The organism is Legionella israelensis (genome assembly GCF_004571175.1).
GTDB classification, from domain to species: Bacteria; Pseudomonadota; Gammaproteobacteria; order Legionellales; family Legionellaceae; genus Legionella_D; species Legionella_D israelensis.
This window is the reverse complement of the sequence record NZ_CP038273.1, coordinates 1,449,713-1,465,432: the sequence shown is the minus strand read 5'-3', so window position 1 is coordinate 1,465,432 and position 15,720 is coordinate 1,449,713. Positions and strand designations below refer to the sequence as shown.

Here is a 15,720-nt window from a genome sequence, read left to right as displayed (position 1 = left end):
CCTTAACCTTTGATACATGCTAATGGTTTGAGAAAAGCAACTCTCTGAGCAAGACCAGCCAGCTCAGTTGCTCTGACAACTTCTTCAATATCTTTATACGCTCCCGGAGCCTCTTCTGCAACTCCACGCATGGAATGGCTGCAAATATAAATTCCCTGATTTTCGAGTTCATGAATCAGTTCCTTACCGCGCCATTTTTTTAGAGCCTGCCTTCGGCTCATCTGTCGACCTGCACCATGACAGGCTGAGGCAAAGGCATGATTTAACTCTGGAGAATTGCCGGCTAAAATATAGGATCCTGTTCCCATGCTTCCACCAATACATACCGGCTGACCGGCTTTTTTATAACGTTTTGGTAAGGCGGGATGTTCCGGTCCAAATGCTCGTGTTGCTCCTTTACGATGAATATAAATCTCTTTTTCTTGCCCATGGATTTGATGTTTTTCCCGTTTACAGGTGTTATGCGATACGTCAAACAAGGTTTCAATCTGCGTCTCGGGGATGAGTCTTGCGAAAGCCTGGCGGGTTAAATGGCTAATGATTTGTCGGTTGGCAAGTGCACAATTAATGCCGGCAGACATTGCTCCCAGATATCGCTCTCCTTCCTTTGAAAGTATGGGAGCACAGGCGAGTTCACGATCAGGTAAATGAATTCCCAGTTGTTTGGCTGCCTTGGCCAAAGATAACAAATAATCCGTTCCTATTTGATGGCCTAGACCACGAGAACCACAATGGATTGAAACAAGGATTTGATTTTCCGCAAGCCCGAACATTTTGGCAATGTCTTTCTGATAAATGGTTTTGACCAGTTGGATTTCCAGATAATGATTTCCAGAACCCAAGGTACCCATTTCTTTTAACTGGCGTTTTTTGGCTAAATCTGAAACATACTCAGGGTGTGCTCCTTGCATGCAACCTTTTTCCTCAATATAGGGCAAGTCTTCCTTATCGCCATAACCTTTATCTATAGCCCATTCAGCACCGCCTCGCATGACTTCATCCAATTGGGAGACGGTTAGATGTAGCTTTCTTTGCGAACCCACGCCAGAGGGGACAGTGGCAAATAATTCTTCAGCAAGAGGCTGGAGGTTGGATAGTATATCTTCTTTAAAGAGGTTGGTTCGCAGGCAACGAATGCCACATGAAATATCAAAACCGACTCCGCCTGCGGAAATAATACCGCCTTGTTCAGCATCAAAAGCGGCAACGCCTCCAATGGGAAAGCCATAACCCCAATGAGCATCAGGCATGGTCATGGCAACTCCCACAAGCCCAGGGAGTTGTGAGACGTTAATGATTTGTTCTCGTACTTTTTCATCCATGGCAGAAATTAAAACTTTACTGCCATACATCCGCACTGAATCCAAAGCTTCAAGCGGTGCCCAGCGATATTCATCGATTTGTTTTACTGTCGTCATATCCATAGCTCTGTCCTGTTTAAGCCGTGTCGTCATGAGATTTCCCGGCTCTATGTTTAAGCTAAAATCATCTCCATTTTCGCTTCCGCCCTATACATCCACCACGCATTGCGCAATCCATTGTTTGTTTTTCTGTTTGACCGATAACATTGTTAACGTTGCTCCTTTCACCTCAATACCTCGCGCGATGCCATCTCGCCACCTCTCTCCCCAGGCCCTGCCTTTCCATAGGTGATTTACTCGTTGCAGTTCGAAACGACTAAATACCAGATTTTCTGCTTGTGATTTTGCCACCAGCAAGTTAAGCCAGGTCACAAAAGCCAATTCCAAATCTTTTTCCTTAAATTCCAGTTCAACACACGAATGTCCATGCACTGACGACAAAGCGGCGGTCAATGCAAACATGGCTTCTGCCGCATCTATAAAACATTCTTCCACCGATGCGCCATACCCAATGATGCCGATATCGGCATCATGGTCAAAATAATTATTATCCGATGTCATCACTCTATCTAAAAAAGTCTTTTTTTAATTATAAGTAAGTCACATTCAAAATGTGGGATTTTAATAGAATCAGGCAATTAAATTGTCCTTGTTTTTATTAATATGAATAACATTTAATCTTTTCTTAAGCTCAAAGTGTTAATTTATTTTGTATATTGAATAATTATAGAGCTTTATATGATTAATAACGATGAAATGCATAAATTACTGGAATCAGATAAGACCGAGAAAAAAACATTCCTGTCTTCTTTGTTTCAATTTTTCAGTGAAATAAAGAAGATAGAGGAACCTGATTTTTCGCAGCAGTTAAGGGATTCTTACATGGCATTCGAGGTGAAAGAAGGATTTACTGAGCGATTTGTTACAAAAGCAGAAGATGGTGATTATCAAGGCGTTGTTCTTGAAAACGATCCCGATAAGCTTAAAGAAGAGGTATTATATCTTTATATTGTAACTTTGGATGGCCAGATTTGGTTTGCTCCTCAGTTTCAGAAAGGTGTAAAATTAACCCATGGAGGACTGGCCAGAAAAGCTCTGGCTGTAGAGGATGGGAAAACTCCCGCTGTGCTGGCTGCAGGAACGGTATTAAAAACGCAAGAGAAAAAAGAAAATTTAAAAGAGCAAAAAAATCTCTTTTTTAATCTTGCCAGCGGTCATTTTGAGCCGGAGGTCATCGGCTATACTTCTGTTTTGGAGGTATTGGCAGAGACATTGGCAGATGATTATTCTCTCTTTATTCAAGTCGGCTACGCTCATACGCATTATAAATCCATGGATTATCGGTATTGTGAGCCAGTGATTTTGCAGAATGTCATGGAAAATAAGACATTGAAACTTAATTTGTTGCAATACATACATGCTCACGACTCTGAACACCCTGGAGTGAGAGTTGCTTCTAAAATTTTCTCAAGCATGAATGTGGCTGGCAAAGAGTATGAAGAAGAGCCTGTTCCTTTGAGCGAAAAAGAGTTGCAAACTTTGTTCAATGACCATGAACTGGCCGATTTGATAAGAGATAAACTTCAGTTCTGCCCTGATGAGGTCCAGGAATATTACAAGCAGCAGTCTTCTGCTTCCTCGCTTTCCTTTTCAGGATGACAAATTCGAAAGTTATTTATAAGATGATGATCATTTTACCTAATAATGCAGACAGGGATGAGGTCATATTTTTTCGTAAGTACTTTTATAATCATACTGCTATTGAGCTCATGCGCCAAATTTATTGCACGACAGATTCAGCAAGCAGAAAATCAGGCCGATAAAGTTTATCCTCCGGTCAAAACCCTCTATCCGGAATTAAAAAATCAGTAGACGTAAAACTTGAACGATATAAGTCTGTCCAGACAAGACCTCATCAACGTGATGATATGGCTGTGGCAATTGCCATTTCCGGTGGCGGATATCGCGCAGCCAATCTGGCCTTAGGTGTATTGCTTGGGCTTGAAAAAATTAAAGGCCAGGGTTTAAAAGGAAATTTATTGCAGGAAGTTGATTATTTTTCAACCGTCTCTGCGGGAGGATTAGCGGTTGGTTTTTATTTAACAAAGCTGCATAATTATTTGCAGTCAAAGCGAAATCCACCATTTTCATTGCAAAAAGCGGTCGACAGCATGTTTTGGCTTGAGAAGGAGAAAGCCAATCCTTTGCGTGTCGATTTAATGGATTATTTATACACCAGTAATAAACAAGGCCTGACCATTGAGCGCATATTAAATGATACGCTTCTTTACACTCCTGAAGGCGGTTTGGCTGAAAAGGATATCTTCATTTCCCAGAAATCAGCCAGAGCAGTGCAACTACCCTATTGGGTGACCAACAGCACCATTTATCAAAATGCAGCGATTTTCCCCTTTACTCCTGATGTATTGGCCACTTATCGAGTGCGAGGCTTTTACCATAGACAACAAGATTATATATTCAGAGGCTCTTTAACTAACCCTGATTATGCTTTTTCAATGCCTGTGTCGGTTGGATTAATGGCAAGCATGAGTGTGCCATTTGCCGTGCCTTCTACAACTTTGATTAGCGAGGCATGCGGAAAGGAATGCTATTTAACGTGAATTCGATATAACTGGTCAAACGACAGCCATGAATGTTTTTTCAATATTCAAGGAAGGTTTCTTTGGCTTAAGTGCATAAGCTGCCAAACCAGCCAAGATATTGACCATAAAATTAAAGACAGAACGATGCCTTGAGTGTTCGATATTTGAAATATTTTTTAATTGGTCAATAACAGATTCAACAATGGCTCTTTTTCTCAACAGGACTTTGTCAAAGGCATCGAGCACTTTTTGCTTCATATTTTTTCTGACTTTGGTCAGTAGTTGCAAGCCTCTTTCAGCAAGTTTCTCGGTCAGATTTTGGGAAATATATCCCTTATCTCCAATCATTTTACCCAACAGATTTTTACTTAAATCGGGCACAACCGTTCGGTCATCTGTTCGGCTTGAGGTTATTTTAAAAGCCATTAGCTCACCTTTATCATTGGCCACCAAATGAAGTTTAAAACCAAAATACCATCCCATAGTTGATTTGGACTTCTCCGCTAACCCCTTAAATGTTTTATTCTGTTGCGCTCTTTTAACGTGGCAGACCTCAATAGGGGTTGAGTCTACGAAATAAATGCCAGTTAGAGTCTTTGATTGATTGTGGCAAAATGCCGTTAATGGCACTATACAAGATGGCATCAGCTCAGTCATTCTGCTATAGCTGACCAGTTTTGGGAAATAGGGACGTAAATCTTTCTGCAAAACATAAGAATAATAGCTTTTGAAGTTTCGATAATTGGATTGGTGGTAGTGTATCACTATCGTCATTATTTCGGACATAGACAGGCTACAGGGTTTCTTCCTGACTTTGCCTGAAATATTTATAAGTTGCTGCTCAAAGATTGGTAAAAACTTTTGACAAAAATCATCGACAATACAGAATAATTCGACTAACTTATCCATTCCAGGCCTCTTGTATCCTATTACTGTTCTTAGAAAAAACAAATAAGATCACAAAAGGTCTGGGTTTTCAATATATTTTCTCTTTGCAGGATAATCCTTAAACAGTTACATCGAATTCACGTTATTTACAATTATATGATGGGGGCATCGCTGATAATCTTGGCGTTTTCACCGCCTTAAATTTGTTATCCCAGGACAAGGCCAGGATCAAACTGTTAATGGTCATTGATTCGGGTAAAGATTTGTTGCAGCCTTTTTCCCAAAAAAGAGAGGCGCCAGAAGGCATGTCATTGGTAGTACGTTCTGCTACCATGACCATTGATTCTACCCGTAAATATCTTAAATCCAATTTAAATCTCATTGCTTATCGTACATTGTGTATGCGTGATGCAAGTCATGTGGTCGTTATTTACTTCAATCTGGAAAATTATCCGCGAACACAGAGCATCAGCAGTAAACTGACCATGACGCTTGCGGAGCAAAAACTGTTGATAGAAGTTGGCAAGGAGCTTGTAAAAAAAGAAAAGACTTTAAAACAATTTCTGGCAGAACTAAAGAAAAATGAATTGATGATAGGGGCATGTCAGCCAATACCGGAAAAAAACGAATCCCCGAATAAAGAATCCTTGCCGCCCAATAAAAAACTTAACGAAAAAATAAAGAAGAAAGGCTTGAAAGTTGTTTAATTTATCGATAGCCTGATTTTGAATCAATCAACATAGGACTTATATCATGCAACAAAAACTTGTTATTGGCTTATTTTCCTTAATGAGCATCACGGCTGCTATACCTGCTTTTGCCCAGGGAGAGGATTCCTGCTACATTGAATTTGCGGTATCTACACCTCCTGTTGAATTCAATCAAAGTGTTGCATTCAATGTGACCAATGATTATGGCTTCAGCAAATCCATTACCTTAAAAGGCGGCAGCGCCCCCCAAGTCATTGATAAGTTACTGTGTGTCGACGCTCCTTATACCATCAGCGCCAGTCAGTACTCCACACCGGCAAACCAACTTGCTCCAGGTATCGGGCAGTGCAGCTTAAGAGCTGGCAGTGTTATGCTGAATGCACCCTATAACAGCGTTTCGGTGGTTTTTCCTAATGATTTTGTGTGTAATTAATCTAAGTTCGATATAAAAGATATTAGTGCCAAAATGGCTTTGAATGAGGTGAATAGCTATTCTGTTCAACGAATTCAAAGCCATTTTGGCGCAATTAGCCGCATTTGGGAGAACATGCTCTGAATAAACGCCGCCCGCTTGCAGCCGTATTTTTAGCAGAAAAGACGAAGCTGCTAACATAAGTCATTGAGCCAAGGGCTTCACTTCACCGCCATACTGAGAAACTCGTTTGATCACTTTCCGTCCGTAAAAATAACGTGCAATGACATTAGTGACAAAGCGGTTTAGCAATTTTGGCCAAAACGGCATGGGCCGCAGGACATCGATGATGAGTACTGCACGATAATCATCGCTGTCATTTCTCACCTCATGAGGCCAGGAGTCATCAAATAAAACGGCCTCTCCCTCATGCCAGGTATAAGGCTGCTGATTGACGATAATCTGCGGCGGATTATTTTTGGGGATATGAATGCCTAAATGATAACGCAAATAGCCGAGATAGGGACCCTCGTGCAGGGGAATGGATTTTCCTGGTTCCAGGATGGAAAAGAAAGCCTGGGTTAAATGAGGAATGTTTTCCAGTAAATGACAAAGGGTCGGGCAAAAGCGATGGGCTTCCTCCAGTTGATATCCCAAGAGATAGAGCATAAACACATTCCAGTTTTTTGGAGTTGTATTGGATATATCCACTTCGCCTGGATCAATCTCATGGTAGCGCGGCAATTGCTGAGTATTGGCCAGGACCTGTTCAAATTCTTTTTTAATAACTGGAAATTGTTCTGTAATAAGATTCAGGGAAGGGAAAGTCTCGTCAATACTGAAAAAAGTCGGGCGTTGCTGGCCCACATAACGGTAATAAAAGCGGTTCAGTTTGTCTTTAAAATAATGGTAGTCCATTGCTTTTTCTTCCAGTAGCTAAAAAATGTGCAAGGATTTTAGCAGAAATTCCTTCACATGTGCATAGCCAGCTTATTCGTGAATTGCCGAAGAAAGCCAACCTCCAAAAACAAATCAGTTGAAAAGCATGTTTTCAGGTTTTTTCATAAAAGGATTAAAATTTGTCATTTCCGCGTAGGCTTGCCTGAAAAAAGACACAAATAAGGCAAAATATAATCAAATCATGATTCTGCCTGTGCCACAGCCTTTGGGTTTGACAGATAATTGCTCATTGTGTTAAAAATGATTTATTGTTTTATCCTGCTTCAATTTATGACTGTGAAATTCTTTATGCAAATCATGCTCATGCGCCGCCTGAACACTGTTTTCAGGTTGGCTTGTGATGTTTGAATTTGGCGCGAGAAGATTTCACAATCCCAACACGGTGTTCAGGCTTCTTCCTCAGTAACTCATGTAACGCCCCTTCGTTTTTTGTATCTTTAAACGCATTTTGGCATTTCAAATGCTCATATACTGTTAACTGCGTTAAAAAATACCATCGCGTAACATGAGCCAGTCATACCAAGCGCCCCTTTAAGATGAAAAAAGAGGCATTTTTATGAGCAAATGTATTTTAAAAGGCATTCATACTGACTCTATTGATAAAACCGATTATTCTTCCATTAAGCAATGCTATCAGAGATGGATTGCAGCTTTGCTGAAAAAAGGATTTTCTTTGGACTCCATCCGCATTTATTTTGACGATGAAAACCGCCAGATCCATTTGGATCATGAGCCGGATGAAATCGATGCCATGATCCTTTATGCCGAATATGAAGATAAGTTGCAGGAACATTTTACCCAATTTCCATTTTGTGAGGCGTGGGGAGGGCATCGTTATCGTCTTTGGCATAATAAATCCTTCGAAAAATACCTTTCAGACATTCACCACAGCTGTGATATCTACACGGAATTATCTAAGAAAGAATACCTGCCTGAAAAATGGCAATTTAGTCAAAAGGACCATGGTTATTTATCGATATCTGAACGGAAAGCAAAAATCAAACAGTCCTTGTATGAATTAAGAAAACAGGGAAATCAGCATCAGGGCATTTTTATTAATGAAATTCATCATCATCAATTCCCCAAGCGCTTTATTAAGGAAAATCTGGATTATTTTAAAGAGCTGGGCATAAAGACACTTTTTTTTGAGTTTCTCTTTTATGAGCGTCATCAGCTTTTACTGGATGAATATTTTTGCAGCGAACATGATGAGCTTCCTCCAGAGTTAGCCTGTTACCTGAATTTCAAAGACAAGGCAAGTGGCTGCGGTTTTTCAGGCTATACAGATATTGTTAAGGCTGCAAAAAAAGCAGGTATCCGCATTGTGGCTCTGGATTCATACGCCAGTATCCTGACGACCACAAGAACATTTCAAGCGCATTTCCACCATGATGATAGGGTTCGTCTGAAAAGTTTTAATGGCCAGGCTGCTCGTATTATCGAACAAGAGCATGATAACGAACCCTATCTGGTGTTTTTAGGAATGGATCATGGCTACGTTAACGGGCATTCATTGTATAAAAACATTAAAAGCGTGGCTGAGCTTTTACCCTTTACCTGTAGCATGTTTCTCAGTGATCAATTGATGATAACCGGCCATTTACCGTTCTTTTCTCATCAAAAAGCCATCCAATTTGGTTACAGCCGATATAAAGCTGAAGAAAAAATAGCAGGCGTGCACATTGTAGAATCATCCTGGCTGATGCACTCCAATTGCAAATTGTAATGGCCCATTCAATATTCTCTTGGGCACCGATTCGCCAGGATATCGCGCTGTTTCTCGACAAAAAATTTCAAGGGAAAAAGAGGAGCACAAGAGAATAGTCCTGAGGTTATTCTTAACCAACAACGAGTTTTTGATAACATGAGTTTAATAAGATATGCATTATGAACTCTTTCTTGTCTTTCTCACGTTTAAACCAGACGGTATATTTTAATGGGTTCATCTCGATGTTTCAGGTTAACGCTACCTATAAATTTACCTTGAATATTGGGTAGTTTTTTTGCGGCTTCTTCTGAAATGAGGACCTGCGTATGGTAGACTTTATTTAATTGCTCCAGGTGCGCTGTTGAATTGACCACATCACCTATCACCGTGTATTCGAGACGTCGTTTGGTGCCAATATTGCCTGTTATCGCATGACCAAAATGGATGCCAATTCCTAATCGTATATCCGGAAGGCTGCCTTTTTTTATTTCTTCCTGCGTACGCTCAATAATGGTTAACGCGGCAGTTACGGCATTAGCCACATCATTTTGGTTTGAAACGGGAACTCCAAAGACTGCCATAAACCCATCGCCAAGAAATTTATTGATAATGCCCTTATGCTCGTGGATGATTTCAATCATGTAATCAAAAAGATGGTTAAGAAGCTTCACCACTACTGCGGGTTTGTTTTCTTCAGAGAAATGAGTGAAATTTCTTATATCTAAAAACATCACGCATACAGGGATATATTCACTCGCATTCGCATCCTGCGATAACAGTTTGGAGGCCACCTCAGGTGAAACATGCTGGCCAAAAATACTTTCAATGCGTTCACGTTCTTTCTGGGCATTAAACGCTGTGGTAAGCCGTTTCTTGATTTCTTTGGTGATAAAAGCGGTAATGAAGCCACCTATCAGTAAAATTAGAGTGCGGGCAGCGAAACCATACCATCCGGTTAAAAAAGGATCAATAACAGAAATATTCGTATAATTTAAAAAATAATATGAAACTGCTGCATATTCTATGGCGGCTACAAAACCAGAAAACCGGCACAGCCATTCATTTAAAGTTAGTGAGGAAAGAGCAATAAAAAGATAATATGCCAAAATAGGCGGCATTAACAACACATAAGCCGGTGTGCGTTGAGCGATGACAATGATGGCTAAGGTTGGAATGCTTACTTCGACAAAAGCATTCAGATAGCGAACAAATATCGGCAGATTTGTTTTGTGCTCGATATAGCGTTGAACAAGTAATCGCATGAAAAGGAAATAAAGCGTAATAAGTGCGAAATAACCGGGCAAAAGAAAAACAGAAGCTTCCTCGCCCATGAATTGATGAAAATTTTCCCGTGAGACAACAATAAACAATGTCCAGACCAAAGTAAAAAGGGCAAAAACAAGAATTAAAATATTTGCTCTTAATCGTTCGCTTTTTAATACTTCCTGTTCCAGTGTTTTTTCCAGCGGCAGCATGATTTAATTCAATAAGTTGAATGGCTTTTTTTAATTGTAGACATACCGCCAAGAGTTGACCATTTTATGAGCTTTATTTGAATTGTTTGAACAGAGAAAGGCAAAAAACCGCCTTCATATGGAAGAATGAAGGCAGAAAGCTTATTTAACGGACAAGAACATACCTGCCATTTTTAATGTGATATGCTTTTCCGTTATGATAGACAACGCCTTTTTTACGGTAAACAACGATGTCGCGGTCCGTGGCTTCTTTACCAACGAGCCCACCAACCCCTGCGCCAACAACCGCACCCACCGGCGTACCACCTGTCGCAGCCAGCCCTACACCGGCACCCACAGCTCCCCCAGCGGTTGCGCCAACGTCATCACGCGTTCCGCAGCCTATAAGTCCCACTGATAGAGTGCTTACAGCCATAGTCATTAATATTAGTTTTTTCATTTTTTCCTCCTGAAAAAAGTTCCTTGTTTAAATACAACTCAGTAACAATATAGTACAAAAATCCCGAAAGGGGGGTTACAAAAAAAGGTTATGTCCGTAAACTGCTGTAAATTCAGGTTGACTTTTTAGGAGTGGAGTCATCGCTAAAATTCGGTACTATTGAGTTGCGAAAAACAATAACTATCGAAGGAGATTAGCGATGACGGATTACAATATTACAGTTGGAAAGGAATTGCTTCCAGAACTTTTATCAAGCCAGGATGGGCTCGCAAAGCTTGTTGAAGGTGTATTGAATCAGGTATTGGAGGCACAGGTGTCAGAAAGTCTGGGAGCAGACAAGCATGAACGTTCAGGTGAACGTATAGGCTATCGTAACGGTTACCGTCCAAGACAACTATACACTCGTGTGGGACCAGTCACTCTTCAAGTGCCGCAGACACGTGATGGCTCTTTTTCTACCGATATTTTTAAGCGCTATCAACGCAGTGAGCAGGCTTTTGTATTGGCTCTGATGGAAATGGTTGTTAATGGCGTATCAACCAGAAAAGTTAATAACATTACTGAAGAACTTTGCGGTGCTAGTTTTTCAAAGTCAACCGTCAGTCAACTGTGTTCTGGTCTTGATGCAAGAGTCAGAGCCTTCAACGAGCGTCGGTTTGATGGTGACAACTACCCATTTATCATGGTTGATGCGATGTTTATCAAGTGTCGTGATGGTGACAGAGTCGTGTCTCGAGCAGCCTTGACCATCTCGGGTATCAGAAGTGATGGCTACCGTGAAATACTGGGCCTTCGCATTGGTGACACTGAGAGCTATGCTACATGGGATGAAGCGTTTAAATGGCTAAAATCTCGTGGGCTAAAAGGCGTGATGTATGTTGTGTCAGACCAGCATGCAGGGCTTGTGGAAGCGGCTAGAAAGCACTTTCAAGGTGCAACCTGGCAACGATGCCAAGTTCACTTGATGCGCAACATCCTCGGGCACTGCTCTGTCAGACACCGCAAAGATGTTGCTGAAAAGGCAAAGCTTGTTTTTCAGGCACCTGATATGGAAGAAGCCAGGCGTAGACGCGATGATTTTATTGATGCCTTTGAGAAAAAAGCACCAAAATCAGTTACCTGCCTTGAGGAGGCTTTTGACGATGCCATGGTAGTTATGGCGTTGCCGGAGAAATACAGGAAGCGACTTCGCACCACCAACATGCAAGAGCGAATTAACGAGGAAATCAGGCGCCGAGAACGAGTGATAAGGATATTTCCTAATGATGATTCTGCATGGCGGCTGATTGGCGCTTTATTAGCTGAACAAAACGAGCAGTGGCAATCAAGGCGTTATCTTAATATGGACGAATTTAATGACTGGCTGGCTGAGAATGAAGCCGGAAAGTCTAATGTTGTAGGGATGAATGCTTTGACTAAATAACGTACTAACTTGATAGGCTGAATTAATGGGAATTTACAGCACTTTTTGGACTTGACCCAAAAAAATATTAGGGTTGTTTTACATTCCGAATGAGGATCTGTTGTCATCTTCTGAATCTGAAAACCCGAATTCTGAATCATTATCCAGATGATAAGATGTTTCCAGCTTTTCGGGTAAAGGCGGTAAGAATATTTGTTTGCTCTGTTCTTCTGCTGCTTTGAAGATTTCTTTTGCCGTTTTGAGAATATTTTTGCATTCGGCATAAAAGTCCTGCAAATGACTTTTGCTGAACATATTAAATGATTTAAAAGCGTCTGGATTATCTTGCTTTATCTTTTTTATTTTCTTTATCCCGAAATCCATATCTTTGTTTTCGAATGCCTCAATCACGGCATTATGCATTTCCGCCAAACAATCCTTTTTATCTTCGCTATGCTCAAGTTGCCATTTTTCCTTATCTGAGAGTTCGGCTTCCTCTTTTTCTTCTAACTTTTCCCTGCGCTGATCATATAAATTATATCTTTTCTCCATTTGCTCTAAAAAAAGATATACGGCGTTTTTTCGTTCAGAAGAGTCTTTGCTTTCCGCAAAATCCTTATATTTGCGCATGATCAGTCTCTGAAAAGAAGCAATTAATTCAATTATAGACCAGACTGTTTTTTATTGAATCAAAATATTGACTAAAATTAAATTTATCTTCCGGCGCAGATATTTACTCATGAATTATTTGAGTTCGACTTAGTGGTTTGCACTTATGAGCTGGTAAAGATCTGAGGATGGAGTTCGTATCTTGCGACCGTAAAAATACGTTTTTTGCCATCCTCTACTGCTGAAAGCCTCTAGAATGGGATATCATCATCCAGTTCTTCAAAAGCGTCCTGCGCTGCTTTGGAGGGTTGTTGTCGGGATGAACCTTCTGGCGGAGATGATGGCATATCTTCATAGGACGTATTGGAAGAACCGACTCCTTTCGTATCCAGCATTTGCAGATCGGATGCGATAATTTCAGTGGTATACCTGTCTTGCCCTTGCTGATCTTGCCACTTTCGGGTACGTAAGCTGCCTTCAATATAGAGTTTTGAGCCTTTACGTATGTATTCGCCGGCAATTTCTCCAAGACGGTTAAAACAAACAACGCGATGCCATTCGGTACGCTCTTGCCGCTCACCGGTTTGCTTATCTTTCCATGTTTCACTGGTAGCCAGAGACAAGGTGGTGACTGCATTGCCATTGGGCATATAGCGAACCTCGGGGTCAATACCTACGTTCCCCACCAGGATAACTTTATTAATACCGCGTGCCATGTGTTTTTCTCCTGTTTGCGAAAGTCAGCACAGAAGTATACCTAGGCTCTGTTAAATTTTCTACCATGGCGATGGGAAATCCTGGTGTTCTGTGCTTCGTTGTCTATTTCTTATATAATAACCTCAGCGTAACTCTTACGTCGAGTTGAAGTTATATAAGAGGTTATATAATAGGATTTTATCAGCGAATAGGTGTATAATATCAAAACAATGATCAAATGCTTATATAGATATTCTCTGGTCCGTTAAAACTGGACTTTAGCCATTTTTCAGTAAAGGAATGCAATAGATTAAAGATCATAGAAGCGCACCGTTATATTTATCAGAGGGCCGCTTTAAATCGATGACTTGAGAAAATAGAATGGCACGAATTACCGCGGCATCGACCGAGGTATCCATGCGAAGCTTCGTATGGACCCCGCTATCAAGTAGCGGGGATTCGATCCCTAAAAAATGGCTAAAGTCCCGTTAAAAGGAATTGAAGCGCATGACCTATTGTTGAAAGCAGGTCTGATGGAGCTGTGCCTCGCTTTTTTTAGTTTCTTAACAAGGTTTTTTTAATGATAGAACATATTCGTAACGTCGCCATTATTGCTCATGTGGATCATGGCAAAACCACGCTCGTGGATAAACTGTTGCAACAAACCGGAACTCTTAATGAAAGAGCTCCTGCCGTTGAGCGGATTATGGATTCAAATGCACTGGAAAAAGAACGCGGCATCACCATTCTCGCCAAAAACACCTGTGTCAATTGGCAAGGGTATCGGATTAACATTGTGGATACACCAGGGCATGCTGATTTTGGCGGTGAGGTTGAGCGTATTCTTTCCATGGTGGACAGTGTATTGCTATTGGTTGACGCCGTAGATGGTCCCATGCCTCAGACCCGTTTTGTCACCCAGAAGGCTTTTGCCCGTGGCTTGCATCCTATTGTCGTTATCAACAAAATTGACAGACCTGGTGCGAGACCGCACTGGGTCATGGATCAGGTGTTTGATTTGTTTGATAATCTGGGAGCGACGGATGCACAACTGGATTTTCCTGTGGTTTATACTTCAGCGCTGAATGGCTATGCCAAACTGGATCTGGATGAAAAAACTCAGGATATGCGTCCTTTACTGCAGACTATCGTCGATCACGTGGCGGCTCCCGATGTGGATGCAAACGGCCCTTTCCAGATGCAGGTCAGTTCCCTTGACTATTCCTCCTATGTCGGGACGATCGGCATAGGACGTATTTCCCGCGGAAAAATCAAAGCCAAATCTGCTGTTAAAATCATCGACAAAAACGGAGAGATCCGCAGTGGCCGCTTATTGCAGTTATTAGGATTCCAAGGATTGGAGCGTATTGAAATAGAAGAGGCTTCTGCAGGGGACATTATAGCCGTCACCGGCATTGAAAACTTAAATATTTCCGATACGCTCTGCGATCCTAATCATGTGGAAGCTTTACCGGCTTTGACGGTGGACGAGCCTACCATCAGCATGACCTTTCAAGTGAATGATTCGCCCTTTGCCGGCCAGGAAGGTAAATATGTGACCAGTCGTAAGCTACGTGAACGTCTTCAGACGGAATTATTGCATAATGTGGCTTTGCGCGTTGAGGATACTCCTGATCCGGATAAATTTCGTGTATCTGGACGAGGAGAATTGCATTTATCAATTTTGATTGAGAACATGCGGCGCGAAGGCTATGAACTTGCGATTTCCAGGCCAGAAGTGATCATGAAAGAAGAAAACGAGCAGATGCTTGAACCATATGAGCGTTTAACTGTGGATGTGGAAGAAGTCCATCAGGGAGCCATCATGGAAAAACTGGGCGAACGACGAGGTGAATTACAGAACATGATTCCTGATGGCAAGGGACGCGTTCGTTTGGATTACATCATTCCCACTCGTGGTCTGATCGGTTTTCATACCGAATTTTTATCAAGCACTTCAGGTACCGGTTTAATGTATCATGTCTTTGAGCATTATGGACCAGCGGTCCGGGGTCGGATAGGAAAACGAGTTAACGGTGTGTTGATTGCCAACTCTCAGGGCATGGCCCGTGCCTTTGCCTTATTTAATCTGCAGGAGCGTGGTCGCTTGTTTATAGAACCGCAGACCGTTTGTTATGAAGGCATGATTGTCGGTATTCATTCCCGTGATAATGACCTGGTGGTCAATGTCACTAAAGAAAAACAATTAACCAATATTCGTGCTGCAGGCTCCGATGAAAATATTATTTTGACGCCTCCCATCAAGTTATCTTTAGAACAGGCTCTGGAATTTATTGATGATGATGAATTGGTGGAAGTAACTCCGGCCTCTATTCGTCTGCGTAAAAAAGAATTAAAAGAACACGAGCGCAAACGCAGTTCAAGAGCGGCAAGTGCTGCGGATTGAGTGCTTGCTCAGTAAATTTAAATGTAACTCATGTTACGCAGCATAGTATT

Annotated in this window: 15 protein-coding genes; 7 read left to right on the top strand and 8 right to left on the bottom strand. The window is 41.4% G+C overall.

Going from position 1 to position 15,720, the window contains the following annotated elements; genetic code table 11:
- Positions 1–2 precede the first annotated feature (2 nt).
- Together E4T55_RS06475 and E4T55_RS06470 are read right to left on the bottom strand one after the other, a co-directional pair.
- Positions 3–1,424, bottom strand: coding sequence for an RtcB family protein (locus E4T55_RS06475; protein WP_058501658.1), 1,422 nt, complete (start codon positions 1,422–1,424; stop codon positions 3–5).
- 84 nt (positions 1,425–1,508) lie between these two features.
- Complete coding sequence (locus E4T55_RS06470) at positions 1,509–1,922, bottom strand: archease (protein WP_058501659.1); 414 nt, start codon at positions 1,920–1,922, stop codon at positions 1,509–1,511.
- A 177-nt stretch (positions 1,923–2,099) separates the two neighbouring features.
- Here E4T55_RS06470 and E4T55_RS06465 point away from each other — a divergent pair, with 177 nt between their 5' ends.
- Both E4T55_RS06465 and E4T55_RS06460 read left to right on the top strand, forming a co-directional pair.
- Positions 2,100–3,020: a hypothetical protein gene (locus tag E4T55_RS06465; RefSeq protein ID WP_058501660.1), complete on the top strand. Its 921-nt coding sequence runs from the start codon at positions 2,100–2,102 to the stop codon at positions 3,018–3,020.
- Between the two features lie 269 nt (positions 3,021–3,289).
- Positions 3,290–3,982, top strand: coding sequence for a hypothetical protein (locus E4T55_RS06460; protein WP_058501661.1), 693 nt, complete (start codon positions 3,290–3,292; stop codon positions 3,980–3,982).
- Between the two features lie 15 nt (positions 3,983–3,997).
- On the opposite strand, the gene E4T55_RS06455 is transcribed toward E4T55_RS06460, so the two are convergent.
- Positions 3,998–4,873 (bottom strand): IS982 family transposase, encoded by an 876-nt coding sequence (locus E4T55_RS06455; protein WP_115325251.1) that lies wholly within the window; start codon positions 4,871–4,873, stop codon positions 3,998–4,000.
- 218 nt (positions 4,874–5,091) lie between these two features.
- On the opposite strand from E4T55_RS06455, the gene E4T55_RS06450 reads away from it, so the two are divergent.
- Together E4T55_RS06450 and E4T55_RS06445 are read left to right on the top strand one after the other, a co-directional pair.
- The gene (locus E4T55_RS06450) at positions 5,092–5,559 is read left to right on the top strand and encodes a hypothetical protein (protein WP_058501788.1); all 468 of its coding nucleotides are present in this window, start codon (positions 5,092–5,094) and stop codon (positions 5,557–5,559) included.
- A 46-nt stretch (positions 5,560–5,605) separates the two neighbouring features.
- Positions 5,606–5,995, top strand: a complete 390-nt coding sequence (locus E4T55_RS06445) for a hypothetical protein (protein WP_058501789.1) — start codon at positions 5,606–5,608, stop codon at positions 5,993–5,995.
- A gap of 183 nt (positions 5,996–6,178) precedes the next feature.
- On the opposite strand, the gene E4T55_RS06440 is transcribed toward E4T55_RS06445, so the two are convergent.
- Positions 6,179–6,892, bottom strand: a complete 714-nt coding sequence (locus E4T55_RS06440; protein WP_058501790.1) for an aspartyl/asparaginyl beta-hydroxylase domain-containing protein — start codon at positions 6,890–6,892, stop codon at positions 6,179–6,181.
- A 598-nt stretch (positions 6,893–7,490) separates the two neighbouring features.
- Here E4T55_RS06440 and E4T55_RS06435 point away from each other — a divergent pair.
- On the top strand, positions 7,491–8,660 hold the full coding sequence (locus E4T55_RS06435) for a TraB/GumN family protein (protein WP_058501791.1): 1,170 nt from the start codon (positions 7,491–7,493) through the stop codon (positions 8,658–8,660).
- A gap of 188 nt (positions 8,661–8,848) precedes the next feature.
- Here E4T55_RS06435 and E4T55_RS06430 read toward each other — a convergent pair whose 3' ends face one another.
- Together E4T55_RS06430 and E4T55_RS06425 are read right to left on the bottom strand one after the other, a co-directional pair.
- Positions 8,849–10,117: an adenylate/guanylate cyclase domain-containing protein gene (locus tag E4T55_RS06430; RefSeq protein WP_223168345.1), complete on the bottom strand. Its 1,269-nt coding sequence runs from the start codon at positions 10,115–10,117 to the stop codon at positions 8,849–8,851.
- 145 nt (positions 10,118–10,262) lie between these two features.
- Complete coding sequence (locus E4T55_RS06425; protein WP_058501792.1) at positions 10,263–10,556, bottom strand: hypothetical protein; 294 nt, start codon at positions 10,554–10,556, stop codon at positions 10,263–10,265.
- A 199-nt stretch (positions 10,557–10,755) separates the two neighbouring features.
- Between E4T55_RS06425 and E4T55_RS06420 the strand changes: the two genes are divergently transcribed.
- Complete coding sequence (locus tag E4T55_RS06420; protein WP_115325208.1) at positions 10,756–11,979, top strand: IS256 family transposase; 1,224 nt, start codon at positions 10,756–10,758, stop codon at positions 11,977–11,979.
- Between the two features lie 78 nt (positions 11,980–12,057).
- On the opposite strand, the gene E4T55_RS06415 is transcribed toward E4T55_RS06420, so the two are convergent.
- Both E4T55_RS06415 and ssb read right to left on the bottom strand, forming a co-directional pair.
- On the bottom strand, positions 12,058–12,510 hold the full coding sequence (locus E4T55_RS06415) for a hypothetical protein (RefSeq protein WP_135121916.1): 453 nt from the start codon (positions 12,508–12,510) through the stop codon (positions 12,058–12,060).
- A gap of 308 nt (positions 12,511–12,818) precedes the next feature.
- The gene (gene ssb, locus E4T55_RS06410; RefSeq protein WP_058500527.1) at positions 12,819–13,283 is read right to left on the bottom strand and encodes a single-stranded DNA-binding protein; all 465 of its coding nucleotides are present in this window, start codon (positions 13,281–13,283) and stop codon (positions 12,819–12,821) included.
- Between the two features lie 560 nt (positions 13,284–13,843).
- Here ssb and typA point away from each other — a divergent pair.
- On the top strand, positions 13,844–15,670 hold the full coding sequence (gene typA / locus E4T55_RS06405; RefSeq protein ID WP_058500526.1) for a translational GTPase TypA: 1,827 nt from the start codon (positions 13,844–13,846) through the stop codon (positions 15,668–15,670).
- The last annotated feature ends 50 nt before the right edge of the window (positions 15,671–15,720 follow it).

Excerpts from the sequence above, each read along its gene's own strand:
- E4T55_RS06415 (WP_135121916.1), bottom strand. The coding sequence starts at position 12,510 with ATGGAGAAAAGATATAATTTATATGATCAGCGCAGGGAAAAGTTAGAA.
- ssb (WP_058500527.1), bottom strand. The coding sequence starts at position 13,283 with ATGGCACGCGGTATTAATAAAGTTATCCTGGTGGGGAACGTAGGTATT.
- E4T55_RS06445 (WP_058501789.1), top strand. The coding sequence starts at position 5,606 with ATGCAACAAAAACTTGTTATTGGCTTATTTTCCTTAATGAGCATCACG.
- E4T55_RS06455 (WP_115325251.1), bottom strand. The coding sequence starts at position 4,873 with ATGGATAAGTTAGTCGAATTATTCTGTATTGTCGATGATTTTTGTCAA.
- E4T55_RS06470 (WP_058501659.1), bottom strand. The coding sequence starts at position 1,922 with ATGACATCGGATAATAATTATTTTGACCATGATGCCGATATCGGCATC.
- E4T55_RS06420 (WP_115325208.1), top strand. The coding sequence starts at position 10,756 with ATGACGGATTACAATATTACAGTTGGAAAGGAATTGCTTCCAGAACTT.
- E4T55_RS06475 (WP_058501658.1), bottom strand. The coding sequence starts at position 1,424 with ATGGATATGACGACAGTAAAACAAATCGATGAATATCGCTGGGCACCG.
- E4T55_RS06440 (WP_058501790.1), bottom strand. The coding sequence starts at position 6,892 with ATGGACTACCATTATTTTAAAGACAAACTGAACCGCTTTTATTACCGT.
- typA (WP_058500526.1), top strand. The coding sequence starts at position 13,844 with ATGATAGAACATATTCGTAACGTCGCCATTATTGCTCATGTGGATCAT.
- E4T55_RS06435 (WP_058501791.1), top strand. The coding sequence starts at position 7,491 with ATGAGCAAATGTATTTTAAAAGGCATTCATACTGACTCTATTGATAAA.
- E4T55_RS06465 (WP_058501660.1), top strand. The coding sequence starts at position 2,100 with ATGATTAATAACGATGAAATGCATAAATTACTGGAATCAGATAAGACC.
- E4T55_RS06450 (WP_058501788.1), top strand. The coding sequence starts at position 5,092 with ATGGTCATTGATTCGGGTAAAGATTTGTTGCAGCCTTTTTCCCAAAAA.
- E4T55_RS06460 (WP_058501661.1), top strand. The coding sequence starts at position 3,290 with ATGGCTGTGGCAATTGCCATTTCCGGTGGCGGATATCGCGCAGCCAAT.
- E4T55_RS06430 (WP_223168345.1), bottom strand. The coding sequence starts at position 10,117 with ATGCTGCCGCTGGAAAAAACACTGGAACAGGAAGTATTAAAAAGCGAA.
- E4T55_RS06425 (WP_058501792.1), bottom strand. The coding sequence starts at position 10,556 with ATGAAAAAACTAATATTAATGACTATGGCTGTAAGCACTCTATCAGTG.